Origin of the sequence: Dyella thiooxydans (assembly GCF_001641285.1) — a bacterium.
In the GTDB taxonomy this organism is placed as follows: domain Bacteria; phylum Pseudomonadota; class Gammaproteobacteria; order Xanthomonadales; family Rhodanobacteraceae; genus Dyella_A; species Dyella_A thiooxydans.
Genome location: NZ_CP014841.1, coordinates 3,593,402 through 3,616,361 on the forward strand (window position 1 = coordinate 3,593,402; position 22,960 = coordinate 3,616,361).

Below are 22,960 nucleotides of genomic sequence, written 5' to 3' on the forward strand. Positions count from 1 at the left end.
CGACTTACTGGTAGGTCAGGGTGAAGCCGACGGACGAGGTCACCAGACCGGCGGTGGTCGATGCCGCCGTCGCGATGTACTGCGCCTTCATGCCGGTCGTGCCCGAACCGCCGCTGATGGCGATGGTCGGCGCGTTGGCCTGGGTCGAAGCGTTGATCACCGCGTTGGACGAGTTCAGCAGCTGGACCTGCACGTTCGAACCGCCGGTGGTCGTGGTGTTCTTGAGGTTGCCGGTGGTGCCGTCGATGTTGGCACCGTTGAAGGCCATGGCGGCGCTGGTGGTGTTCGCATCGCAACCGCTGACGCCGACGGTGAAGGACGTGGTGCCGGCGACGGCGCCGACGGAGCCGAAGGCGCCGGTCATCACGGTCGGCAGCGCCACGGTGGTGCCGGGACCGCCATTGATCGAGATGGTGCAGGTGTCGGCCAGGACCTTGCCGGTGAAGTTGATGGTGCCGGTGCTGGCCGCGTGGGCCGGCGAGGCGGCAAAGGCCAGGAAGCCCAGGCCGGCGACAAGGGCGGTCGAAAGCAGCGTCTTCTTGTGGAGCATGGGGTTCCCCCTTTGATGATCAGGAAAGTGAATCAGGACAGCAGCCAATCGTTGGTGGTCTTGGATACCGCGAGTGGATCAAAGCAAGCGGCATGCCATGTTTTGCCAAATTTGGGATTTATCCAGAAAAATCCCATGTTTAACAGCTTGTTGAGAACGATTCCTCAGAATCTTGCTGTGAAATTCGCAGGCCCGATTGCGACATACCACGTCACAAATTGCAATCCAGATCACACTTTTGGCCTAAAGTTTTGTCAGACATCGCCGACATACGCCGCTCATGTAAAGCTCGCTTGACATGCGGCGTCGCCGGACCTAGGCTTTCTGTCAAGCATGCTTGACAGGAGGGGTCATGAAGCAAGTGGACGACAGGCTGGATTGCCGCGGCGGGGCGGGGGCATGAAGCGACTTTCCGAACGCCAGTACCGGCGCCAGATCGGCGTCACCATGACCCTGTACGTCATCGCGATGCTTGCTGTGTGGCCGCTGGCGAAGGCGGCACCGGGGCTGTGGGAGAAGGTGGCGCTCACTCTGGTGCCGGCACTGCCGATGCTCTACGTGATCGGTCTGCTGGCCTACAAGATCGCCTCCAGCGACGAACTCGAGCAGCGCACCCACCTGGTCGCGCTGGGTGTGGCCACGGCCGTGACCGGATCGTTGAGTCTCGTCGGCGGCCTGCTCGCCACCTCCGGCGCGATCCGGCTCGACGGCACCGTCCTGATCTGGGTGTTCCCGCTGATCATGTTCAGCTACGGGGCAACGCACTGGTGGGTGGTCACCCGCCGCTACGGTGGCAGCATGGATTGCGACGAGACATCCTCCTGGTCACTTCCGCTCTACTTCCTGCTGGTGGCCGCTTTGCTCGGGGTTGCCACCCTGTTCGCCTGGTGGCGTGGGCACATGGACGGATTCAGCCTGGGCGTGATGCTGGGGACGCAGGCCAGCTTCGTCGGGTTCGCCGCATGGACGGCCTGGCGCCGTTGGCGTCGCCGTCGGGTCGCCGGGGACGTGGTCGGACCATGACCCTCCCGCCCTCCACTCCAGCGGGGCGCACGCCCCGATGAACAACCGCGTCCGCGACCTGCGCGGAGCGCAGGGCTGGTCGCAGGCGGATCTGGCCGAGCGACTGGACGTCTCGCGCCAGACCGTCAATGCCATCGAGACGGGCAAGTACGACCCCAGCCTGCCGCTGGCCTTCAAGATCGCCCGGCTGTTCGGACAGCCGATCGAATCCATCTTCGACCCGGGGAGCAGCACGTGAGCATGAATCGAAAAGCCCGCATGGGCGTGGCCGTCGCCGTGGCGGTCGCGATCCTCGCGGCCAACCACGTCCGCCATCGCCAGGCGCCACCGGCCGTGTCGACACCGGCATCGGCCAGCACCGCGGCACTGGACACGCCGGTGAAACCGGCTCCACCGGCCACCTGGAAGCTTGGCTCGCTCACGCTGCACGCGTGCGAGCTGGGCCAGCCCGACAGTGGCCGCACCAGCGCGGCATGGTGCGCGCCGTTCGATGTGCCGGAAAACCGCGCCGATCCGCAAGGCCGCCACATTACGCTCAAGCTGGCCGTGGTGCGCGCGGAGGCCGAGGTGCCGGCGAAGGACATGCTGGTGTTCCTCGCCGGCGGCCCGGGCCAGGCGGCGACGGAAAATGCCGGTGCTGCGATTGCCGCACTCGGTCCCCTGCTTGGCCATCGCAACCTGCTGCTGCTCGACCAGCGCGGCACCGGTGGCTCGAATCCGCTCAGTTGCAAGGACGAGAGCAAGCCGGCGACCCCGGACGAGGACGTCGACAACGACCCGGCCAAGCTCAAGGCCGAGATCCAGCGTTGCCTGGCACAGGTGGAGAAGAAGGCCGACCCGCGCTTCTACACCACCACCGTCGCGGCGCAGGACCTGGAGGACGTGCGCAAGGCCCTCGGCGCACCTGCGTTCGATCTGGTCGGCGTGTCCTACGGCACGCGCATGGCGCAGCAGTACCTGATGCACTATCCCGACGCGGTGCGCTCGGTGGTGCTCGATGGCGTGGTGCCGAACCAGCTGGTGCTCGGCGAGGACTTCGCGCGCAACCTGGATGACGCGCTGAAGGCGCAGTTCGCGCGCTGCACCGCCGATCCGGCGTGCAAGAAGCGCTTCGGCGATCCCTACCAGACGCTGTACCAGCTGCGTGATGCGCTGCGCGCCAATCCGCATGTGGTCAGCTTCCGCGATCCACAGAGCTACCAGACCGTGCAGCGCAGGCTCAGCGAATTCTCGTTGGCCAGCGTGGTGCGCATGTTCGCCTACACGCCGCCGACGGCAGCACTGCTGCCGCTGTCGATCGACGCCGCCGCGCACGGCGACGTCGGGCCGCTGCTCGGGCAGGCCAAGCTGCTGTCCGGCGACCTGGCCGACACCATGAACGGCGGCATGCAGTCCTCGGTGATCTGCAGCGAGGACGCCGACCTGTTCACCCCCCGGCCGCAGGACAAGGACACCATTCTCGGTACGCGGATGATCGACGCGTTGACCACCGTGTGCAGCGTCTGGCCGCACGGCACGCGGCCGAAGGATTTCCACGATCCGCTGAAGAGCGACAAGCCGGTGCTGCTGATGTCCGGGCAGTACGACCCGGTGACCCCGCCCCGCTACGGTGACGAGGTGCTGAAGGGGCTGAGCGATGGCCGCCACCTGATCGCGCCCGGCCAGGGCCACAACGTGATCAACGCCGGCTGCATGCCGAAGCTGGTCAAGCGGTTCGTCGAGGATCTGCAGCCGAAGACGCTCGATGCGTCGTGCCTGAAGCGCCTGCAGCCGACACCGATGTTCATCGATTTCAACGGAGCGACGCCATGACCAGGCAGCAAACCCGTTCTTCCGCACTGCTGTGGGGGGCGGCCATCGTCGTCGCCGCCCTGCTTGGTACCCCCGCGTTCTTTTCCCAGATCCTGCTTCCGCTGCTGGCGGTGACATCGCTGCTGCCGCGGGCCGGTTCGTGCCTGACCAGGAGCCCTACGCCATGATCGAGGTAAAGGATCTGCACAAGGCCTTCGGCTCGGTGAAGGCTGTCGACGGCGTCACGTTCGCCGCGCGCGACGGCCAGATCACCGGCCTGCTCGGTCCCAACGGTGCCGGCAAGACCACCACGCTGCGCATGCTTTACACGCTGATGAAGCCCGACCGCGGCCAGGTGCTGGTGGATGGCATCGACGCGGCGGTCGATCCGCTTTCGGTGCGTCGCCGGCTCGGCGTGCTGCCGGATGCGCGCGGCCTGTACAAGCGGCTCACCGCGCGCGAGAACATCGACTACTTCGCCCGCCTGCAGGGCCTGCCGGAAGACGAGCTGCGCACGCGCCGCGAGGCGCTGGTATCGGCACTGGACATGGCCGACATCGCCGACCGCCGCACCGAAGGCTTCTCGCAGGGCCAGCGGGTCAAGACCGCGATCGCCCGCGCGCTGATCCACGATCCGCGCAACGTGATCCTGGACGAGCCGACCAATGGCCTGGACGTGATGGCCACCCGCGCGCTGCGCGACTTCATGCGCAACCTGAAAGCCGAAGGGCGTTGCGTGCTGTTCTCCAGCCACATCATGCAGGAGGTCGGTGCGCTGTGTGATCGCATCGTGGTGATCGCGCGCGGCCGCGTGGTCGCCGACGCCACGCCGGACGAGCTGCGCGAGCAGACCGGCGAGTCCAATCTGGAGGAAGCCTTCGTGAAACTGATCGGCAGCGAGGAGGGCCTCGCCGCATGAATGCCCCGATGACTCCCGTGCGGCGCGCGCGCGCCGTGCTCACCGTGTTCCTGAAGGAAGTGCGCGAGAACCTGCGCGATCGTCGCACGCTGACCAGCGCGTTCCTCACCGGCCCGCTGCTGACGCCGCTGATGTTCGTCATGCTGATCAACTTCAGCATCAACCGCGAACTGGACAAGGCCGAGCAGCCGCTCAAGGTGCCGGTGATCGGCGCGCAGTACGCACCGAACCTGATCAATGCACTGAAGGAGGGCGGCGTGGTGCCGCAGCCGCCGGTGGCCGATCCGGAGCAGGCGGTACGCGACCAGCAGATCGACCTGGCCCTGCGCATCCGCAAGGACTATCCCGAGGCCTGGCGCAAGGGTCAGCCGGTGCAGGTGGAGCTGATCTACGACTCCTCGCAGCGCGACTCGCGCACGCCGGTCGATCGCGTCACGGACCTGATCGAGCACTACTCGAAGATGCAGGGAGCGATGCGGCTGGTGGCGCGCGGCCTGTCGCCGGCCACCGCCGTACCCGTGGTGGTGGCCAAGCGCGATCAGGCCACCGCCCAGTCGCGCGCGGTGCTGCTGTTCAACATCCTGCCCTACCTGTTCGTGCTCACGCTGTTCATCGGCGGCATGTACCTGGCGATCGACCTCACCGCGGGCGAGCGCGAACGGCAATCTCTGGAGCCGCTGTTCGCCAACCCGGTGCCGCGCTGGAAGATCTTCCTCGGCAAGCTGGCGGCGATCTGCGCGTTCTCCACCGCCAGCCTGGCGATCTGCCTGGTCGGCTTCAGCGTGGTCGGCCGCTTCGTGCCCACCGAGAAGCTCGGCATGGAGCTGCACCTGGGGCCGTCGTTCGCCCTGCACGTGCTGCTGCTGCAGGCGCCGATGATCGTGCTGCTGGCCTCGCTGCAGTCGCTGGTGGCGGCGTTCGCCAAGAGCTACCGCGAGGCGCAGACCTACGTGTCGCTGCTGATGATGCTGCCGATCCTGCCCAGCGTGGTGCTGATGGTGATGCCGATCAAGCCGCAGGACTGGATGTACTCGGTGCCGCTGATGGGCCAGCACCTGGGCATCCTCGACCTGGTGCGCGGTTCCGGCGTCAGTCCGTTGCACCTGGTCTTGTGCCTGGGCGGCAGCGCGGTCGCCGCGGTGGTCGCGGCCGGCATCACCATGCAGCTGTACCGGTCGGAGCGGCTGGCCATTTCGGGCTAACTGAAAAGCGAGGAGTGAGCCAAGAGGAGTGAGGAATGAGAGAAAAGCGTGGTGCGCGCGCTTTTGCTCACCTACTCCTCTTGCCACTCATTTCGCCGCAAGTGCGAGCCTGCGAGTGAGGTAGGGCAAGTGCGAGGCCTTGCTTTTGCTTTCTCTCACTCCGCTCTACTCACTTCCGATCCGAGGCCCAATCTGCCACGGCCTCCGGATGCTCCAGCTGCAGATGGTGCCCGCCGGCCAGGTGCGTGACGCGGATCGCGCGCACGCACTGCGCACGCCGCTGCATCGGTTCGCTGGGCAGGTAGGAGGTGGCCGGCTCGGCCAGCAGCAGGCGCGTCGGCGCCTCGATGCCGGCGAGCAGCGCATGGATCTGGCTTTCGGCCAAGCGCATCGGCGTGAGGCGGTTGATCCGCGGATCGCTGCGCCACTGCCAGCCACCGTCGACCGCGCGAACGGCCCGCTCGATGATCGGCCGGGCCTGGTCGGCGGGCAGGCCGGTGGCGAGGGTTCGTGCACTGATCGCCTGCTCGATGCTGGCGAAGGTGCGCAGCGGCTTGCCGCCAGCCTCCGCGGCAAGCGCGTTGCGAAAGCGCTGCAGGGTCTGCGTGCCGTCGTCGCCGAGCAGGCCCAGGCCCTCGATCAGCAGCAGTCGCTCGATCCGCTCCGGCCGTGCCGCGGCGACCATCGAGGCGATGCCGGCGCCGAGCGAATGGCCGAGCAGGGTGAAGTGGGCCAGTCCCAGCGCGTCGGCGGCGGCGAGCACGGCGCGCACGTATTCGGGCCAGTGGTAGCTGGCGCCTTCGGCCAGGTGGTCGGAATGCCCGTGGCCGGGCAGGTCCAGCGCGATCAGGTGATGGCGCGCGGCCAGGTGCGGCGCCAGCCGGGCGAAGCTGCCGGCATTGTCCAGCCAGCCGTGCAGGGCGAGCAGCGGCGGCAGGCGCTCGTCGCCCCAGCACTGCGCGGCGAGGGAAAGCGCGGGCAGGGTGATGCGCCGTTCGCGCGGCGGTTCGGCGACGCTCATCCGGTGCGACCGCCCATCGCGTCGGCGCGGGCCTTGGCCGCGTTCTGGCGCAGCAGCGCGGCCTTGGCGTCGTAGTCCGGCGCGAATTCCGGCCAGCCCTGCGCATGGCGCAGCACCAGCCCGGCGATTGCCTTCACCTGGTCGGGCGAATCGTTGAGCGCGGGGATGTAGCGCAGGTCGGTGCCGCCGCCGGCGAGGAAGAACTCGCGGTTCTGCATCGCGATCTCCTCCAGCGTCTCCAGGCAGTCCACGGCGAAGCCGGGCGAGATCACGTCGAGCCTCTTCACGCCTTCCCTGGCCAGCCGCTTCACCGTTTCGTCGGTGTACGGATGCAGCCAGCGCTCGCGGCCGACGCGCGACTGGAAGCTCACCAGCATCTGTTCCTCGTCCAGCCCGAGCTTTTCGCGCAGCAGTCGCGCGGTGGCGTGGCACTGGCAGAAGTATGGGTCGCCTGCGCGCAGGTAGCGCTCGGGGATGCCATGGAACGACAGCAGCAGCTTGTCGCCGCGGCCGCGCTGGGCCCAGAACGCCTCGATGCTGCGCGCCAGCGCGTCTATGTGCTCGGGCTGGTCGTGGTAGTCGTTGACCAACCGCAGCTCGGGCGGCCAGCGCAGCGTCTTCAGCGTATCGGCCACCGCGTCGATCACCGAGCCGGTGGAGGTCGCGGAATATTGCGGATACAGCGGCAGCACCAGCAGGCGGCGGACCCCTTCGCGCTGCATCGCCTCGATCCGCTCGCGCACCGAGGGGCGGCCGTAGCGCATCGCCAGGTCGACCCGCACCGGCCCGGGCAGCCGCCCGGCCAGTTCCGACTGCAACGCGCGGGCCAGTCCCTCGCTGCCGGTACGCAGCGGCGAGCCGTGCTCGGTCCAGATGCGCGCATAGGCATGGGCCGAGCGCTTGGGGCGCACGCGCAGGATGACGCCGTGCAGGATCAGCCACCACAGCCAGCGGGGGTACTCGATGACGCGCGGGTCGCCGAGGAATTCCGCCAGGTAGGGGCGCACGGCGGCAGCCGTCGGTGCTTCCGGTGTGCCAAGGTTCACCAGCAATACGCCAGCCTTGGGCGGCTGGTCGTGGGCGTATCCGGCCAGGCCGGTATAGTGGCGGCTCATGTGCGTCGGCGTCGGTCTGGAAGGGCCGTCCAGTCTGCCACAGGGCCGGCTCCGGCCCGCCAGGTCCGCGACCGCACGATCGTCACCCCAACCTTCAAGAAATTGCGGAGCCACCCCATGCTGAAAGCTTCCCTGCGTCGATGGTCGCTGCTTGCCCTGGTCCTGCTGCTGCCGGCGATGGCCGTGCGCGCCGAGGACGCCCCGCTGGACCGTGCGCACAACGCCGTGCGCGTGCTCAACGAGATCATGCAGGCGCCGGACAAGGCGATTCCGCAGGATCTGCTGCGCGATGCCAAGGCGATCGCGGTCATTCCCGACATGGTCAAGGCCGGCTTCATCTTCGGCGGTCGCCGCGGCGAAGGCCTGATCTCGGTGAAGACCCGCGACGGCACCTGGTCCAATCCCAGCTTCATCACCATGACCGGCGGCAGCATCGGCTTCCAGGCCGGCGTGTCCTCGACCGACGTGATCCTGGTCTTCCGCACCCAGCGTGGCGTGGATTCCATCGTCAACGGCAAGTTCACCCTCGGTGCCGACGCGTCGGCCGCTGCCGGCCCGGTCGGTCGCACCGCCAGCGCCTCGACCGACAGCCAGATGAAGGCCGAGATCTACTCCTATTCGCGCTCTCGCGGCCTCTTCGCCGGCGTGGCACTGGACGGTTCGGCGCTGCGCATCGACTACGACGCCAATGCCGCCGTGTACGGTGCCGGCATCACCCCGCGGCGCATCTTCGAGGGCGGCGTCAGCAACGTGCCCGGTCCGGTGGTCGATTTCCGCGACCGCCTGGAGGAGTACACTTCCCGCTGATCGGACGGCGCGATCCCGCCCTGCGGGGTCCGCCCTCCCAACGGTTGGGCTTCCTGAGGACATCATGAGCATCTGGCATCTCATCATCCTGCTTATCGTGGTCGTGGTGATTTTCGGCACCGGCAAGCTGCGCAACGTCGGCTCGGACCTCGGTGGCGCGATCCGCGATTTCAAGAAGGGACTGAACGGCGACGATGCGTCCGATGCCGATGCCAAGGCGCGCCAGGATGACGAGCGCCTGCGGGCCGACCCGCCGCCATCGTCGACCAACGCCGGCACGACGCAGAGTCAGCGCGACTCCAGCGACGCCAAGTAAGCACGTCGACGGCGTGCGGCCATGATCGAGATCAGCTTCGGCAAGCTGCTGCTGCTTGCCGTCATCGCGTTGATCGTGCTCGGACCGGAGAAGCTGCCGGTGGCCGCGCGTACCGCCGGCACCCTGCTGCGACGACTGCGCTCGGGCTGGGACAGCGTGCGTGCCGAGGTCGAGCGCGAGCTGCAGGTGGAGGAGATCCGCCGCGCCGCACGCGAGGCCGCCGCGCAGGCCGAGGCGGCCCAGGCCAAACTCGACCAGGTGCAGGCGCGGGTCGATGAGACGGCGCGCAAGGCGGGGCAGGCGGCGGCGGACGTCTCTACGCTGGCACAGGCCGACGCCCCGGCCGCTGAGCCGCCGGCGGTCGCCGCCGTACCGAATCCGACGGATGCGACGCTGATGACCGGCAAGCCCGGGGAGGCGCCGTCCACGCCACCGCCGGATCCGCACGACGAGGTGCCGCGTGGCCAAGGCTGACGAATCGATCGACCTCGAACAGGGGCTGTTCTCGCACCTGCTGGAGCTGCGTTCGCGCATCGTGCGCGCCAGCGTCACCGTGCTGCTGGTGCTGCTGGCGCTGGTGCCGGTGGCCAACCATCTCTACACCGAGCTGGCCGCGCCGCTGGTCGCGCGCCTGCCGCACGGCGCCCACCTGATCGCCACCGAGGTGGCCAGCCCGTTCGTGACGCCGTTGAAGCTGGCGTTCTATGCGGCGCTGTTCATCTCGATGCCGATGATCCTTTACCAGTTGTGGGCCTTCGTCAGCCCGGGGCTGTACAAGCACGAGAAGCGGCTGGCGCGCCCGCTGCTGGGCGCCGCGCTGGTGCTGTTCTACATGGGCTGCGCGTTCGCCTATTTCCTGGTGCTGCCGGCGGCGTTCCGCTTCCTCGCCGCGGTGACGCCCGAGGGTGTGGAGATGATGACCGACATCAGCCACTACCTCGATTTCGTGATGCTGATGTTCTTCGCCTTCGGCCTGTGCTTCGAGGTGCCGGTGGCGGTGGTGATTCTTGCCGCGATCGGCCTGGTGAGCCTGGACAAGCTGCGCAGCGGGCGTCGCTACGCGATCGTCGGCGCCTTCGCCGTCGCTGCCTTCATCACGCCGCCGGACATCACCTCGATGATCATGCTGGCCGTGCCGATGTGCCTGCTCTACGAGCTGGGCATCCTGGCGGTGGCCTGGCTGCTCAAGCCGCAGCCGAAGGCGCCGGCGGACAAGGCTGCCTGATCGCATGCATCCGCGTGCGGCGCAGCTGATCGGGCAGCTCGCGCTCGGCCCGCATGTCGAGGGTGGATACTTCCGTCGCATCCACACCGCCGCTGCGTCCGTCGGCGAGCGACCGCCTCTCAGCGCGATCCAGTTCCTGCTCGCTGCGGGCGAGCAGAGCACCTGGCATCGGGTCGATGCCCACGAGGCCTGGCATTTCGTCGAGGGCGATCCGCTGGAGCTGCTGGTCTATTTCCCCGCGGAGGACCGCCTGGAATGTCTGTGGCTCGGTCCGCTCGGGCGCGAGCACGGCGTCGCCGGGCCCGTCCACGTGGTGCCTGCGGGGGCCTGGCAGGCGGCCCGGCCGCTGGGCGATTACACGCTGTGCACCTGTCTGGTGGCGCCGGCGTTCGAGTTCGCCGGCTTCACCCTGCTCGACGATCCCGCGCTGGCGGCGCGGCTGGGCGAGCTGGCACCGCAGATCCGGCGTTGACCGGCTGCCCTCAGCGCGATGCGGGCGAGGCAGCCGGACGATTCAGTGCCAGGCCCTTGAGCACGTTCATCGCCTGCGAAAGGGCGTAGTCCTTGGTCGCCAGCTTGGCGTTCTCGGCGCTGCCGTCGTTGTTGATGTCCTTGCCGTTGCTGCCGTCCTCGTTCGCCAGGTGGTGGCTGAGGTCCGCCTCGGAGCTGATCAGCTGCGGCGCGCTGTCGGCCTTGCGCACGGTGAGGTCGGCCAGTGCGATGTCCGGCTTGATTCCCTCGGCCTGGATCGAGGTGCCGTTGGGCGTGTAGTAGCGCGCCGTGGTGATCTTCACCGCGTGGGTGGCATCCAGCGGCAGTACGGTCTGCACCACCCCCTTGCCGAAGGTGCGGCGCCCGACGACCAGCGCGCGATGGTTGTCCTTCAGCGCGCCGGAGACGATCTCGGCGGCCGAGGCGGTGCCGTTGTCCACCAGCAGCACCAGCGGCGCACCGTCGAGCAGGTCGCCCGGATGCGCGCTGAAGTTCATGTTTGCGTCGGCCAGTCGCCCCTTGGTGGTGACGATGGTGCCGGAGTTCAGGAAATCGTCGCTGACCGCCACCGCCGAGGTCAGCAGGCCGCCCGGGTTGGAGCGCAGATCGAGGATCGCGCCCTTCGGCTGGCCGTGCTTGGCGATCAGCTCGCCGAGCTTCTTCTCCAGGTCGGGCGCGGTGTCTTCCTGGAACTGGCTGATGCGGATGTAGGCGTAGCCGGGCTCGATCTCGCGGACCCGGACGCTGGGTACCGAGATCTTCTCGCGCACCAGCGGCAGGTCGATCAGCTTGTCGCTGTTTTCGTGGACGATGGTCAGGGTGATCTTGGTGCCCGGTGCGCCACGCAGGTCCTTGAACATCTTGTCGATGTTCTCGTCGGTGACCAGCTTGCCGTCGATCTTGACGATCACGTCACCCGGCTTGATGCCTGCACGGGAGGCCGGGGTGTCGTCGATCGGTGCGACGATGCGCAGCGTGTCGCCGTCCTCGATCACTTCGATGCCCAGGCCGCTGTAGGCACCGGTGGTGTCCTCGTTGAGTTCGGCGAGGCCTTCCTTGTCCAGGTACTCGCTGTGCGGGTCGAGGCCGGCCAGCATGCCGGTGATCGCCGCCTTCATCAGCGTCTTGTTGTCCACCTTCTCCACGTAGGCCTGCCGCACTACTTCGTAGACCCGGCTGAAGTTGCGGATGTCCTCGAGATCGACCGGGTCGTTCCCCGCCGCCGAGCTGGCCGCGGCGGGCGCATCGCTGCTGGCGGCCGCGGCAGGGGCAGCCTGGCCCCAGGCGGTCGGGGCGAGCAGCAGCAGGGCGATCAGGCCGTAGGGGGAAACACGCATCGGGGGACTCCGGAGTACCAGGCTTGGGGGCGCTTCGCGCGTTCCCGATTGGACCACGAAAGCGGGGCGGAAATTCCGTCGCACGTCGCGCCGGCCAGCCTGCGCGCCGGCTGGCGCGGCGTCAACGATGACGGGCCAGCCAGCTGCGCGGGTCGACCGGCTTGTTGGCGTGGCGCAGCTCGAAGTAGGCGCCGGTGTTGACGCCGGTCGGTGCCATGGCGGTACCGACCGCTTCGCCGGCCTCCACGGTGTCGCCGACCCGGTGCAGCAGCGCTTCGTTGTTGCCGTACATGCTCATCCAGCCGCCGCCATGGTCGAGGATCACCAGCATGCCGTAGCCGCGCAGGAAGTTGGCGTAGACCACCCGCCCCTTCGCCACCGCATGCACCTCGCTGCCGCCCGGGGCGCGGATCAGCACGCCGTTGCCGTAGCTGTGCACCTCGCCGGGCGCCGGCCAGGGCAGGCTGCCGCGGATGTTCGCCAGCACCGGCCCCCTGCCGCCACCCGGGCCGGCATGCCCGCCGCCGCGTCGCTCGGCCTCGCGAGCCGCCTTGTCGATCGCCGCCTGCAGCTTGTTGACCAGCGAGGTCAGGGAACGCTCGTCCTGCTTCAGTGCGGCCAGCCGATCGCCTTCATTGCGGTAGGTGGCATCGATGGCGTCGGCCAGCTTCTTCTGTTCGGCGCGGCGCGCGCCCAGCGCCCTGGCCTGCTCGGCCTGCTGCGCGCGCGTGGCTTCCAGCGCCTGCTGTTCCTGCGTGATGGCGTCCTGCAGCGACTGCAGTTTGGCGAGGTCGGCCATCAACTGTTGCACGCGCTGCAGCCGGTCCTGCTGGAAATACTTCGAATAGGCCAGCGACCGGGCGATGCGCGCCACGTCCTCGTCGCCGAGCAGCAGGCGCAGGTCGGAGCCCTGGCCGAGCGCATAGGTGGCGCGCAGTAGCTCGGCGATCGCCGCCTTCTGCCGGTCGAGCTTGCCCTGCAATTGGGATCGTTGCTGTTGCAACTGTTCCAGGTCCTTTTGCTTGGCCGCGATCTGCTGCTCGGTGGCGCGGACCGCGCTCGCCGCCGCCGCCAGCGCACGGGCCCGCCGGGCCAGTTCGGCGTTGATCCTGTCGCGCTCGCCAGCGGTCTGTTCGCGGCTCTTGGTCAGCGCTTCCATGCGGCTGCGCACGTCATCCAGCCGTTGTTCTGCCTGGGCTTTTTCGGTCGCGCTCTGCCGGCTGGCATGGGCCAGCGCAGGCGGGGTGGGGAGCAGGAGGAGGCCGGCGAGCAGCGGCAGCAGGGGCAGGTGGCGTCGGGCGGTGTTGGGCATACGGCCGATTATCACCGAGCGCCATGACCGCGGCGAGCCGGCCGGGTCGGACCGATCCGGAACACCTTGCGACCGGCGATCGCGTTTTTACGTTTAGACGCCCAAATGCCTTTGACGCGGCGCGTCATTTGTGCGTACAGTCGGGGGGCACGTCTTGTCAATCGCCTGCGGCGCGTGCGCCGCAGGCTTTGCTGTCTCCCACCGTTCCAACTGGCGAATCGAGAGAGGAAGGCACCCTTGCGACAACACACCACCCCGGGCTTGTACGACGCGAGTTTCGAACACGACAGCTGTGGCTTCGGCCTGGTGTCGAACGTGGACGGGCGCGCCAGCGCCTGGGTGGTGGATACGGCTTTCGAGGCGCTGGCCAAACTTTCCCATCGCGGCGGCGTGAACGCCGACGGCGTCAGCGGCGACGGCTGCGGCGTGCTGATCCATCGCCCGCAACCGTGGCTGCGCGCGCTGGCCAAGGCGGCCGGTATCGCGCTCGGCGAGCGTTTCGCTGCGGGCGTGGTGTTCCTCGACCCGGCCGGTGGCGATGCGGCGGCGGTGCAGCTGGAGCGCAGCCTGCGCGAGGAGGGTGTGGAGACCGCCGGCTGGCGCGAGGTGGCGGTGAATGCGGAGGCCTGCGGGCCGCTCGCCGCGGCGGCACAGCCGCGCGTGCGGCAGATCTTCGTCGAGCCGGGCGAAGGCATGGCCGAGGAGGCATTCGAGCTGGCGCTGTTCCGCGCACGCCGCCGCGCCGAACACGCCCTGCGCAACGACGAGCACTTCTACGTGATCACGCTGGCGGCCGACGTGGTCGGCTACAAGGCGATGGCCGCGCCGGGCCGGCTGCGCGAGGTCTACCCGGACCTGCAGCACGCCGCGCTGACCTCCGACGCGGTGGTGTTCCACCAGCGCTTCTCCACCAACACCATGCCGCAGTGGCGGCTGGCGCAGCCGTTCCGGCTGCTGGCGCACAACGGCGAGATCAACACCATCCGCGCCAACCGGCGCTGGATGCAGGCGCGCGAGGCGATCCTGCGTTCGCCGCGGGTCGACCTGAGCGACATCGGGCCGCTGGTGCGCCAGACCGGCTCGGATTCCGAAAGTCTGGACAACGCGCTGGAAGTATTGCTCGCCGGCGGGCTGGACATGCTCGCGGCGATGCGCGTGCTGGTGCCGCCGGCGTTCGCCGCGCGCGAGGGCATCGACGAGGACCTCGCCGCGTTCTACGAGTACTACGCGCTGCATTCCGAGCCCTGGGACGGTCCGGCCGGCCTGGTGATGTGCGACGGCCAGTACGCCGCCTGCACGCTGGACCGCAACGGCCTGCGCCCGGCGCGCTGGGCGCTGTCGGCCGACAACCACCTGATCGTCGCGTCCGAGGCCGGCCTGTGGGACGTGCCGTCCGCCCAGGTGGTGGCCAAGGGCCGGCTGGCGCCGGGCGAGATGATCGCGGTGGACCTGAAGGCGCACCGCCTGCTGCGCGACGCCGACATCGATGCGATCAACCGTTCGCGCGCGCCGTTCCGCGACTGGCTGCGCGCCGGCGTCAGCTACCTGGAGTCGGACCTGATCGACCCCTCGCTGGCCGCCGAACCGCTGCCGCCGGACGAGCTGCACCGCTACCAGAAGCTCTACGGCCTGACCCGCGAGGAGCGCGAGTCGGTGCTCAAGGTGATGGCCGACCTGGAGGCCGAGGCCACCGGCTCGATGGGCGACGACACGCCGATTGCGGCGATGTCGCGCCAGGTGCGCCCGTTGTGCGACAGATTCCGCCAGGCCTTCGCCCAGGTCACCAATCCGCCGATCGACCCGCTGCGCGAGAAGCTGGTGATGTCGCTGGTCACCCAGCTCGGTCCGGAGGGCAATCCGTTCGAGCTGTCGGCGGAGAACGCGAAGCAGACCCTGATCAATTCGCCGGTGCTGAGCCAGCGCAAGCTGCGTCAGCTGCTGGCGCTGCCGCAGTTCGCCGGCACCCCGCGCTTCGACCTGATGTACGCGCCGGAGGAAGGCCTGGAACAGGCGCTGCACCGCCTGTGCCGGGAGACCGCGCAGGCGGTGCGCGACGGTCACCAGCTGGTGTTCCTCAGCGACCGCTATCCCGAGCGCGACAAGCTGCCGATCCACGCGCTGCTGGCCACCGGTGCGGTGCATGCGCATCTGATCGACGAGGGCCTGCGCTGCCAGTGCAACCTGATCGTGGAGACCGCCACCCCGCGCGACCCGCACCAGTTCGCCTGCCTGATCGGCTACGGCGCCACCGCGATCTACCCGTGGCTGGCCTACCAGAGCCTGTTCGAGCTGGGCCGCCAGGGCCACATCGACGCCGACCGCGCCGAGGTGGGCCGCAGCTATCGCCGCGGCATCCGCAAGGGCCTGTTGAAGATCCTCTCCAAGATGGGCATCTCGACCATCGCCGGCTACCGCGGTGCGCAGCTGTTCGAGATCGTCGGCCTGTCCACGGAAGTGGTCGACCTGTGCTTTCCCGGCACGCCCTCGCGCATCGGCGGCGCCACCTTCGAAGACCTGGAGCACGACCAGCGCCTGCTCGCCGCCGAAGCGTGGGACGAAGCGCTGCCGCTGCGCGCCGGCGGCCTGTACAAGTACGTGCACGGCGGGGAATACCACATGTATAACCCGGACGTGATCGGCAGCCTGCAGCTGGCGGTGCGCACCGGCAACGCGGACGACTACCGCATCTACGCCGACCACGTCGACCAGCGGCCGCCCTCGGCGCTGCGCGACCTGCTGCAGCCGCAGCCGTTGGGTGCGGCGATCCCGCTGGACGAGGTCGAGCCGGTGGAGTCCATCCTCAAGCGCTTCGACTCGGCCGGCATGTCGCTCGGCGCGCTGTCGCCGGAGGCGCACGAGGCGCTGGCGATCGCGATGAACCGGCTCGGCGCGCGCTCCAACTCGGGCGAGGGCGGCGAGGATCCGGCGCGCTACGGCACCGAGAAGATGTCGAAGATCAAGCAGGTCGCCTCCGGCCGCTTCGGCGTCACGCCGCATTACCTGGTCAATGCCGAGGTGCTGCAGATCAAGGTGGCCCAGGGCGCCAAGCCCGGCGAGGGCGGCCAGCTGCCCGGCCACAAGGTCGACGCCACCATCGCCCGCCTGCGCTACGCCAAGCCCGGCATCGGCCTGATCTCGCCGCCGCCGCACCACGACATCTACTCGATCGAGGACCTGGCCGAGCTGATCCACGACCTGAAGGAAGTGAATCCGCAGGCGCTGGTCTCGGTGAAGCTGGTGTCGCACGCCGGCGTCGGCACCGTCGCCGCGGGCGTGGTGAAGGCCGGCGCGGACCTGATCACCGTGTCCGGCCACGACGGCGGGACGGGCGCCAGCCCGCTGACATCGATCAAATACGCGGGAACTCCGTGGGAACTCGGCCTGGCCGAGACCCAGCAGACCCTGCGCCGCAACGAGTTGCGCGGCCGCGTGCGGCTGCAGACCGACGGCGGCCTGAAGACCGGCCTGGACGTGATCAAGGCGGCGATGCTGGGTGCGGAGAGCTTCGGCTTCGGCACCGGCCCGATGGTCGCGCTGGGCTGCAAGTACCTGCGCATCTGCCATCTCAACAACTGCGCCACCGGCGTGGCCACGCAGCATCCGGTGCTGCGCAAGGACCACTTCGTCGGCCTGCCCGAGATGGTGATGAACTACTTCCGCTTCATCGCCGAGGACGTGCGGGTGCACCTGGCGCGGCTGGGCGTACGTTCGCTGGCCGAGCTGATCGGTCGCAGCGAGCTGCTCAGGCAGGCCGAGGGCACCACGCCGGTGCAGCACCGGCTGGACCTCACGCCGCTCACCGATGGTCGCGGCCTCGGCGCCAGTGTCGACACCGCGTGCACCCTGCCGCGCAATCCGATGCGCGATCCGGCCGAGCTGGCCGCGCGGATCAGTGCCGACGCGCGCGAGTCGGTGCTGGCGCGCCGCGGTGGCACGCTCACCTACCCGATCGTCAACACCGACCGCGCCATCGGTGCACGGTTGTCCGGCGACGTCGCCCGGCTGTTCGGCGACCACGGCATGGACGACCGGCCGATCACGCTGAAGCTCACCGGCGCCGCCGGCCAGAGCCTGGGCGCGTGGAACGCCGGCGGCGTGCACATCGAGCTGACCGGCGAGGCCAACGACGGCGTCGGCAAGGGCATGGCGGGCGGACGGATCATCGTGCGGCCACCCGCCGATTCGCCGTTCGCCAGCCAGGACGCGGCGATCATCGGCAACACCTGCCTGTATGGCGCCACCGACGGTGAGCTGTTCGCCGCCGGCCGCGCCGGCGAGCGCTTCGCGGTGCGCAACTCCGGTGCACTCGCCGTGGTGGAAGGCGCCGGCGACCACTGCTGCGAGTACATGACCGGCGGCGTGGTCGCCGTGCTCGGCAAGGTCGGCCTCAACTTCGGCGCCGGCATGACCGGCGGTTTTGCCTACGTGCTCGACCTCGAGCGCGATTTCGTCGACTGCTACAACCATGAGCTGGTCGACATCCTGCGCATCTCGCCGGAGGGCATGGAGCACTACATGCAGCACCTGCGCGGTCTGGTGATGCGCCACGTCGAATACACCGGCAGCGCCTGGGGGCGGCAGATCCTGCGCGACTTCCGCGGCCTGCAGTACAAGTTCTGGCTGGTCAAGCCGAAGGCCGCGAGCCTGGCGGCGCTCGCCGACGAGCTGCGGAGCGCAGCATGAAACAGGAGCGAGGGGAGAGGAGTGAGGAGCGAGAGAAATCCGCGCTCCACATGCTCTCTCTCACTTCTCACTCCTCTGCACTCACTTCCAGGTTCAAAGCATGACCGACAAGACCTTCCAGTTCCTCAACCTGCCGCGACAGCCGCCGCGCACCGTGCCGGTCAACGTGCGCGTGCTCGGCTATGGAGAGATCTCCGGCGGCTTCGACGCCGGCCAGGCCGATGCCCAGGCGGGGCGCTGCATCGACTGCGGCAACCCGTACTGCGAGCACGCCTGCCCGGTGCACAACTACATCCCGAACTGGCTCAAGCTGGTGCAGGACGGCCGCATCATGGAAGCGGCCACGCTGATGCACGAGACCAATCCGCTGCCGGAAATCTGCGGCCGCATCTGCCCGCAGGACCGTCTGTGCGAAGGCGCCTGCACGCTGGAGCAGACCGCGTTCGGCTCAGTCACCATCGGCAGCATCGAGCGCTGGATCACCGACGAGGCGCTGCGCCAGGGCTGGCGTCCGGACCTCAGCCACGTGCGCGAGACCGGCAAGCGTGTCGCCATCGTCGGCGCCGGCCCGGCCGGCCTGGCCTGTGCCGACCGCCTGCGCCGCGCCGGCATCGCCGCCGACGTGTACGACCGGCAGAGCGAGATCGGCGGCCTGCTGACCTTCGGCATCCCGCCGTTCAAGCTGGAGAAGGACGTGGTGCGCACGCGCCGCGCCGTGTTGGAGGAGATGGGCGTGGTCTTCCACCTCGGCAAGGAGGTGGGGCGCGACATCGAGTTCGGCCAGCTGTTGGACGACTACGACGCGGTGTTCGTCGGCACCGGCGCCTACACCTTCGTCGACGGGCAATTGCCGGGCCGAGCGCTGCACGGCGTGCACGACGCGTTGCCGTTCCTGATCGCCAACACCGAGCGCCTGCTGCGCGACGAACCCTCGCCGATCGACCTCAACGGCAAGCGCGTGGTGGTGCTGGGCGGCGGCGATACCGGCATGGACTGCGTGCGCACCGCGGTGCGCCTGGGCGCCTCGGCGGTGAGCTGCGTCTATCGCCGCGACGAGGCGAGCATGCCGGGCTCCGCGCGCGAGGTGAAGCATGCGCGCGAGGAAGGCGTGGAGTTCGTGTTCCACCGCCAGCCGCTGGAAATCCTCGACGACGGCCATGGCCACGTGCGCGGCGTGCGGGTGATCGCCACCGAGCTGGTGGCCGACGGCCACGGCCGCCCGCGCCCGCAGAACGTGCCGGGCAGCGAGGCGGAGATCGAGGCCGACGTGGTGATCCAGTCGTTCGGCTTCCTGCCCAGCCCGCCGGACTGGCTGAAGGCGCACGGCGTCACCCTCGAGCGCAACGGCCGCGTCGTCACCGGCGCCGACGGCGCGCTGCCGCTGCAGACGGCCAACCCGCAGATCTTCGCCGGCGGCGACAACGTGCGTGGCGCCGACCTGGTGGTGCGCGCGGTCTACGACGGTCGCGAGGCCGCCGTGTCGATCGCGCGGATGCTGGCCCAGGCTGCGGTCGCCGCCTGATCAGGCAACGAACCGCGGACCTCAGCGCGCCGGCACCCGCAGGGTCTGCTTCACCTGCGGCGTGCCGTCGCCTGCGGTCACGCGCAGGCGGTAGCTGCCCGGCCGCAGGTAGAGCTCGGCCTGGGTGGCGCCACGCAGCGAGCGCAACCGGTCGTGCAGCGGCGGCGGATTTGGTGGCGGGTCGAACAGCACGCGGTCGGCGGCCACTGCGTTGTCACCCTCGTCCGCGTACAGTGCCTCGACCAGGCAGGGCCAAGTGTCGTCGCACAGGGTCTTGCCGCTGATGAACATGGGGCGGCGCAGGCCGAGCAGCTCAAGCCAGGTGGGCCGCTCGCGGCGCATTTTCACCGGCGGGAAGAACACACTGGCGTCGTAACCGTCACGTAGCGACCACACCTTGCCGCCGACTCCGACGAATACGAACGGTACATCTGGCCGTTTTGCTTGCATCACCGCGCTGTACCAGCGATGGTCGCTGTCGGGCTCCGGATGGGGAATCATCATGGCCTGCTCGATCGACAGCGGCTCGATGCCGGTGATCGACTGGAAATACTCGGCCATGCTTCGCCCGCCGAGGTAAGGCCCTTGCTTCTGGATGTGCGCGTAGCCGGCGTTCAGTACTACCGGGCCTTGGGGGCCTTGCGGAAGATGCGCGCGACGAGATTGTGGGCCTGCGCCCGCTCGCGCGCGTCCGGCGTGCCCGGCTGGTCAGACTCGTAGGCCACCACCTTGAAGCCCAGTTTCAGCGCGCTGCGCACCATTTCGCCGTAGATCGGCTCGTTGATGTAGAAACCACTGAGGGCTGTCGGATAGCCGCGCCGGGCCAGATGGGTGTCATCGTCGTAGAGTGTCTCCACCGCCAGGTAGTCGAAGCCCTCGCGGCGCAGTGCCGGTAGCATGGCCACGGTCAGCGTGCGGGTCAGCGGTAGGTTGTGTGCTTCGTTGAAGAACACCACCTGCCGGCCGTGCACCAAGCGAGTCAGCACCTCGGTGGCGGGCTGGGCGGTCCAGCCTGCGGTGAGTGGCGAGGGTGCGTCATCCGCCTGCGCCGGCTGTGTGATCGAGTAACTGGCCGCGGCACCCGGGTAGTCACCGACGTATGTCTGGAATCAGCTCAGGTATTGGCTGAAGATCACGTTGAAGGCACGGTCATCCGCCTGCGCGTTGGCCGCGGCGTCCATCATCACGCGGTGCTCGCCGAGCAGAGTCTTGCGGCGCATCGCCGAGGCCATGATCCGTTCGGAGAGTTCCGCCGCGGTCACCTGAGCCCGGCGCCAGGCCGCTTCGTCCTTGGCGCGAACTGCCCCGGGCAGCGCTGTCCCCAGCGCAAGCAGCATCGTCATCCACGGTGTCCATCGCATGTGTATGCCCCCCAGACACCTCGACCGTCTGGCTAAGCCTCGCCAGCTGGCCGAGAATGCCACGCATGCCCTCCCGTCGCGATGCCCATCGGTCATGCTGAACCGGCTCTGGTTCGGCTTTTTCCTTGTCGCGGCCGTTACCGCACTGGCCCGCTGGCTGGTGGGCGGCGACGAGGGCGTGTTTGCCGCAATGGTGGCGGCGCTGTTCGACATGGCGGAGCTGTCGGTGAAGGTGATGGTGCTGCTGTTCGGCACGCTGACCTTGTGGCTGGGCATCCTGCAGATCGCCGAGCGTGCCGGTGTGGTCGACGGCCTGGCGCGCCTGCTCGGGCCGCTGTTCGCGCGGCTGATGCCGGAGGTGCCGCGCGGGCATCCGGCGGTGGGCCTGATCACGCTGAACTTCGCCGCCAACATGCTGGGCCTGGACAACGCCGCCACCCCGATCGGCCTGCGCGCGATGCGCGAGCTGCAGTCGCTCAACCCCTCGCAGGACACGGCCAGCAACGCGCAGATCCTGTTCCTGGTGCTCAACGCCTCATCGCTCACCCTGCTGCCGGTGACCGTGTTCATGTACCGCGCGCAGGCCGGCGCTGCCGATCCCACGCTGGTGTTCCTGCCGATCCTGCTGGCGACGAGCGCGTCGTCGCTGGTCGGCCTGCTCGGCGTGGCCGCGGTGCAGCGCCTGCGCCTGTTCGACCCGGTGGTGCTGGGCTGGCTGCTCGGTGGCGCGCTACTGCTGGGCGGCTTCATCGCGATGCTGCTGACGCTGTCGGCGACGGCGCTGGCCTCGCTGTCCTCGCTGCTGGGCAACCTGGTGCTGTTCGGCGTGATCGTCGCCTTCCTGTGTGCCGGCGCGTGGCGCCGCGTGCCGCTGTTCGAAACCTTCATCGACGGGGCGAAGCAGGGCTTCGACGTGGCGAAGGACCTGCTGCCCTACCTGATCGGCATGCTCTGCGCGGTCGGGGTGCTGCGCGCCTCCGGCGCGCTGGAGTTCGCGCTGGACGGCATCCGCTGGGTGGTGCACCTAGGCGGCTGGGACGACCGCTTCGTCGAGGCGTTGCCCACTGCACTGGTCAAGCCGCTGTCCGGCAGCGCCGCGCGCGCCATGCTGATCGAAACCATCCACCATAGCGGTGTGGACAGCTTCCCCGCGCTGCTCGCCGCCACCATCCAGGGCAGCACCGAGACCACGTTCTACGTGGTGGCCGTGTACTTCGGCGCGGTGGGCATCCGCCGCATCCGCCACGCCGTGGGCTGCGCGCTGCTGGCCGACCTCGCCGGCGTGGTCGCCTCGATCGCGGTGTGCTACTGGTTCTTCGGCTGACCTTATCCACACGGAGCCACACGATGCGCCTGGGCCTTGCCGCCAACCGACTCCACCACAGCCACCGCGAGGCGGCGCTGTTCCGCTGGCTGCGCGCCTGCGAGCGGGGCATCCGCGAGCTGGGGGTGGACCTGCACGCGGTCGGACGCACCTACGACGCGCTGGCCGGCGAACGGATCCTGTTCGGCTACGAGGGCCTGCAGCGCTACCCCTACGGTCGCGCCGGCGGCCTGATGAAGCTGGTGGCCGAAGTGGTCGGGATGGGACCGGAGCGCACGCTGGACGGGGCGATCTACCTGATCGATCCGGTCGATCCGTCCTCGATCTTCCCGGAGGCGGTGGCGCTCAAGCGCCAGTGCGTGATCCACGGCAAGCCGTTCATCTCCACCGTGGCTTCGGCGCGCGACTGGATCGAGATGGAGCGCGTGCACGCCGGCCTGCCGCCCGACCCCGGCGCCGACGCGCTGCATGCCCTGGAGACGCAGACGCTGGCGCTGATCGCCCACGACGCGATGAAGCCGCAGATGCTGGCCTACGCCGCCGAGCAGTTCGACGTGCTCTCGCGCTTTGCCGGCCGCGTGGCCACCGGCACCACCGGGCAGCGACTCAACGAGCTGGCCTGGAGTCGCGGCTGGCCGACCGACCGCGAATGGGTGCAGCGCTTCCAGAGCGGCCCGATGGGCGGCGACGCGCAGATCGCCGACCTGGTGCTGGAGCACCGCTGCCAGCGCGCGATCTTCTTCGAGGACCCGCACGTACCGCGCCAGCACGAGGCCGACATCCAGCTGCTCGAACGAGCGGTCACCACGGTGACCGACGAGGCGGTGTGCATGACCACGCCGCGGGTGGCGGCGCGCTGGGCCGAGGCGGCAAGGCGCAGGGCGCAGGAGTGAGTGAAGAGGAGTGAGAAGTGAGAGATGGGGATAAGGAAGGATGGCGCTTGCCTCGTCATGAGGGCGG

General features: G+C 68.9%; 23 protein-coding genes. 15 read left to right on the forward strand and 8 right to left on the reverse strand.

The genetic code is table 11. From position 1 onward, the window contains the following. Positions 1–4 precede the first annotated feature (4 nt). Entirely contained in the window at positions 5–550 is a 546-nt protein-coding gene (locus ATSB10_RS16120; RefSeq protein ID WP_063673751.1) for a fimbrial protein, read from the reverse strand. A 399-nt stretch (positions 551–949) separates the two neighbouring features. Here ATSB10_RS16120 and ATSB10_RS16125 point away from each other — a divergent pair, with 399 nt between their 5' ends. The 6 genes from ATSB10_RS16125 to ATSB10_RS16145 are packed head-to-tail and all read left to right on the forward strand — an operon-like array spanning position 950 to position 5,485. Further along, complete coding sequence (locus ATSB10_RS16125) at positions 950–1,573, forward strand: hypothetical protein (RefSeq protein ID WP_063673752.1); 624 nt, start codon at positions 950–952, stop codon at positions 1,571–1,573. 37 nt (positions 1,574–1,610) lie between these two features. Next, on the forward strand, positions 1,611–1,811 hold the full coding sequence (locus ATSB10_RS16130; protein ID WP_017463118.1) for a helix-turn-helix transcriptional regulator: 201 nt from the start codon (positions 1,611–1,613) through the stop codon (positions 1,809–1,811). Positions 1,812–1,813: 2 nt separating this feature from the next. Beyond that, a complete protein-coding gene (locus tag ATSB10_RS16135) occupies positions 1,814–3,385 on the forward strand; it encodes an alpha/beta hydrolase (RefSeq protein ID WP_063673753.1) in 1,572 nt (523 codons plus the stop codon). After that, on the forward strand, positions 3,382–3,552 hold the full coding sequence (locus ATSB10_RS19480) for a hypothetical protein (protein WP_157469321.1): 171 nt from the start codon (positions 3,382–3,384) through the stop codon (positions 3,550–3,552). The genes ATSB10_RS16135 and ATSB10_RS19480 overlap by 4 nt, the downstream gene beginning before the upstream one ends. Next, complete coding sequence (locus ATSB10_RS16140) at positions 3,549–4,283, forward strand: ABC transporter ATP-binding protein (protein WP_063673754.1); 735 nt, start codon at positions 3,549–3,551, stop codon at positions 4,281–4,283. The genes ATSB10_RS19480 and ATSB10_RS16140 overlap by 4 nt, the downstream gene beginning before the upstream one ends. Then, the gene (locus ATSB10_RS16145; protein ID WP_063673755.1) at positions 4,280–5,485 is read left to right on the forward strand and encodes an ABC transporter permease; all 1,206 of its coding nucleotides are present in this window, start codon (positions 4,280–4,282) and stop codon (positions 5,483–5,485) included. The genes ATSB10_RS16140 and ATSB10_RS16145 overlap by 4 nt, the downstream gene beginning before the upstream one ends. Before the next feature lie 169 nt (positions 5,486–5,654). On the opposite strand, the gene ATSB10_RS16150 is transcribed toward ATSB10_RS16145, so the two are convergent. Together ATSB10_RS16150 and hemH are read right to left on the reverse strand one after the other, a co-directional pair. Continuing rightward, on the reverse strand, positions 5,655–6,506 hold the full coding sequence (locus ATSB10_RS16150; RefSeq protein ID WP_063673756.1) for an alpha/beta fold hydrolase: 852 nt from the start codon (positions 6,504–6,506) through the stop codon (positions 5,655–5,657). After that, positions 6,503–7,621 (reverse strand): ferrochelatase, encoded by a 1,119-nt coding sequence (gene hemH, locus ATSB10_RS16155; RefSeq protein WP_063673757.1) that lies wholly within the window; start codon positions 7,619–7,621, stop codon positions 6,503–6,505. Before hemH ends, ATSB10_RS16150 begins: the two co-directional genes overlap by 4 nt. Positions 7,622–7,738: 117 nt before the next feature. Between hemH and ATSB10_RS16160 the strand changes: the two genes are divergently transcribed. From ATSB10_RS16160 to ATSB10_RS16180, 5 genes are all read left to right on the forward strand, one after another. Next, a complete protein-coding gene (locus ATSB10_RS16160; RefSeq protein WP_063673758.1) occupies positions 7,739–8,428 on the forward strand; it encodes a lipid-binding SYLF domain-containing protein in 690 nt (229 codons plus the stop codon). A 64-nt stretch (positions 8,429–8,492) separates the two neighbouring features. Next, entirely contained in the window at positions 8,493–8,744 is a 252-nt protein-coding gene (gene tatA, locus ATSB10_RS16165; protein ID WP_063673759.1) for a twin-arginine translocase TatA/TatE family subunit, read from the forward strand. Positions 8,745–8,765: 21 nt separating this feature from the next. Then, positions 8,766–9,218 carry a Sec-independent protein translocase protein TatB gene (tatB, locus tag ATSB10_RS16170; protein WP_063673760.1) on the forward strand — a complete coding sequence of 151 codons (453 nt, stop codon included), beginning with the start codon at positions 8,766–8,768 and terminating at the stop codon, positions 9,216–9,218. After that, positions 9,205–9,969, forward strand: coding sequence for a twin-arginine translocase subunit TatC (gene tatC, locus ATSB10_RS16175; protein ID WP_063673761.1), 765 nt, complete (start codon positions 9,205–9,207; stop codon positions 9,967–9,969). Before tatB ends, tatC begins: the two co-directional genes overlap by 14 nt. Before the next feature lie 4 nt (positions 9,970–9,973). After that, complete coding sequence (locus tag ATSB10_RS16180; protein ID WP_063673762.1) at positions 9,974–10,441, forward strand: cupin domain-containing protein; 468 nt, start codon at positions 9,974–9,976, stop codon at positions 10,439–10,441. Positions 10,442–10,451: 10 nt separating this feature from the next. On the opposite strand, the gene ATSB10_RS16185 is transcribed toward ATSB10_RS16180, so the two are convergent. Together ATSB10_RS16185 and ATSB10_RS16190 are read right to left on the reverse strand one after the other, a co-directional pair. Further along, on the reverse strand, positions 10,452–11,798 hold the full coding sequence (locus ATSB10_RS16185; protein WP_063673763.1) for a S41 family peptidase: 1,347 nt from the start codon (positions 11,796–11,798) through the stop codon (positions 10,452–10,454). A gap of 121 nt (positions 11,799–11,919) precedes the next feature. Further along, positions 11,920–13,110, reverse strand: a complete 1,191-nt coding sequence (locus ATSB10_RS16190; protein ID WP_063673764.1) for a murein hydrolase activator EnvC family protein — start codon at positions 13,108–13,110, stop codon at positions 11,920–11,922. Between the two features lie 237 nt (positions 13,111–13,347). Here ATSB10_RS16190 and gltB point away from each other — a divergent pair, with 237 nt between their 5' ends. Together gltB and ATSB10_RS16200 are read left to right on the forward strand one after the other, a co-directional pair. Beyond that, a complete protein-coding gene (gene gltB / locus ATSB10_RS16195; protein ID WP_157469323.1) occupies positions 13,348–17,793 on the forward strand; it encodes a glutamate synthase large subunit in 4,446 nt (1,481 codons plus the stop codon). Between the two features lie 100 nt (positions 17,794–17,893). Further along, on the forward strand, positions 17,894–19,315 hold the full coding sequence (locus ATSB10_RS16200) for an FAD-dependent oxidoreductase (RefSeq protein WP_063673765.1): 1,422 nt from the start codon (positions 17,894–17,896) through the stop codon (positions 19,313–19,315). Positions 19,316–19,336: 21 nt separating this feature from the next. Here ATSB10_RS16200 and ATSB10_RS16205 read toward each other — a convergent pair whose 3' ends face one another. From ATSB10_RS16205 to ATSB10_RS16215, 3 genes are all read right to left on the reverse strand, one after another. After that, on the reverse strand, positions 19,337–19,876 hold the full coding sequence (locus ATSB10_RS16205) for a hypothetical protein (protein WP_063673766.1): 540 nt from the start codon (positions 19,874–19,876) through the stop codon (positions 19,337–19,339). A gap of 59 nt (positions 19,877–19,935) precedes the next feature. Then, on the reverse strand, positions 19,936–20,301 hold the full coding sequence (locus tag ATSB10_RS16210) for a hypothetical protein (RefSeq protein ID WP_157469325.1): 366 nt from the start codon (positions 20,299–20,301) through the stop codon (positions 19,936–19,938). Positions 20,302–20,424: 123 nt separating this feature from the next. Then, the gene (locus tag ATSB10_RS16215; protein ID WP_063673768.1) at positions 20,425–20,658 is read right to left on the reverse strand and encodes a hypothetical protein; all 234 of its coding nucleotides are present in this window, start codon (positions 20,656–20,658) and stop codon (positions 20,425–20,427) included. 112 nt (positions 20,659–20,770) lie between these two features. Here ATSB10_RS16215 and ATSB10_RS16220 point away from each other — a divergent pair, with 112 nt between their 5' ends. Both ATSB10_RS16220 and ATSB10_RS16225 read left to right on the forward strand, forming a co-directional pair. Beyond that, the gene (locus ATSB10_RS16220; protein WP_063673769.1) at positions 20,771–22,000 is read left to right on the forward strand and encodes a nucleoside recognition domain-containing protein; all 1,230 of its coding nucleotides are present in this window, start codon (positions 20,771–20,773) and stop codon (positions 21,998–22,000) included. Between the two features lie 23 nt (positions 22,001–22,023). Continuing rightward, positions 22,024–22,893, forward strand: coding sequence for a methylglyoxal synthase (locus tag ATSB10_RS16225; protein WP_063673770.1), 870 nt, complete (start codon positions 22,024–22,026; stop codon positions 22,891–22,893). Positions 22,894–22,960 lie beyond the last annotated feature (67 nt).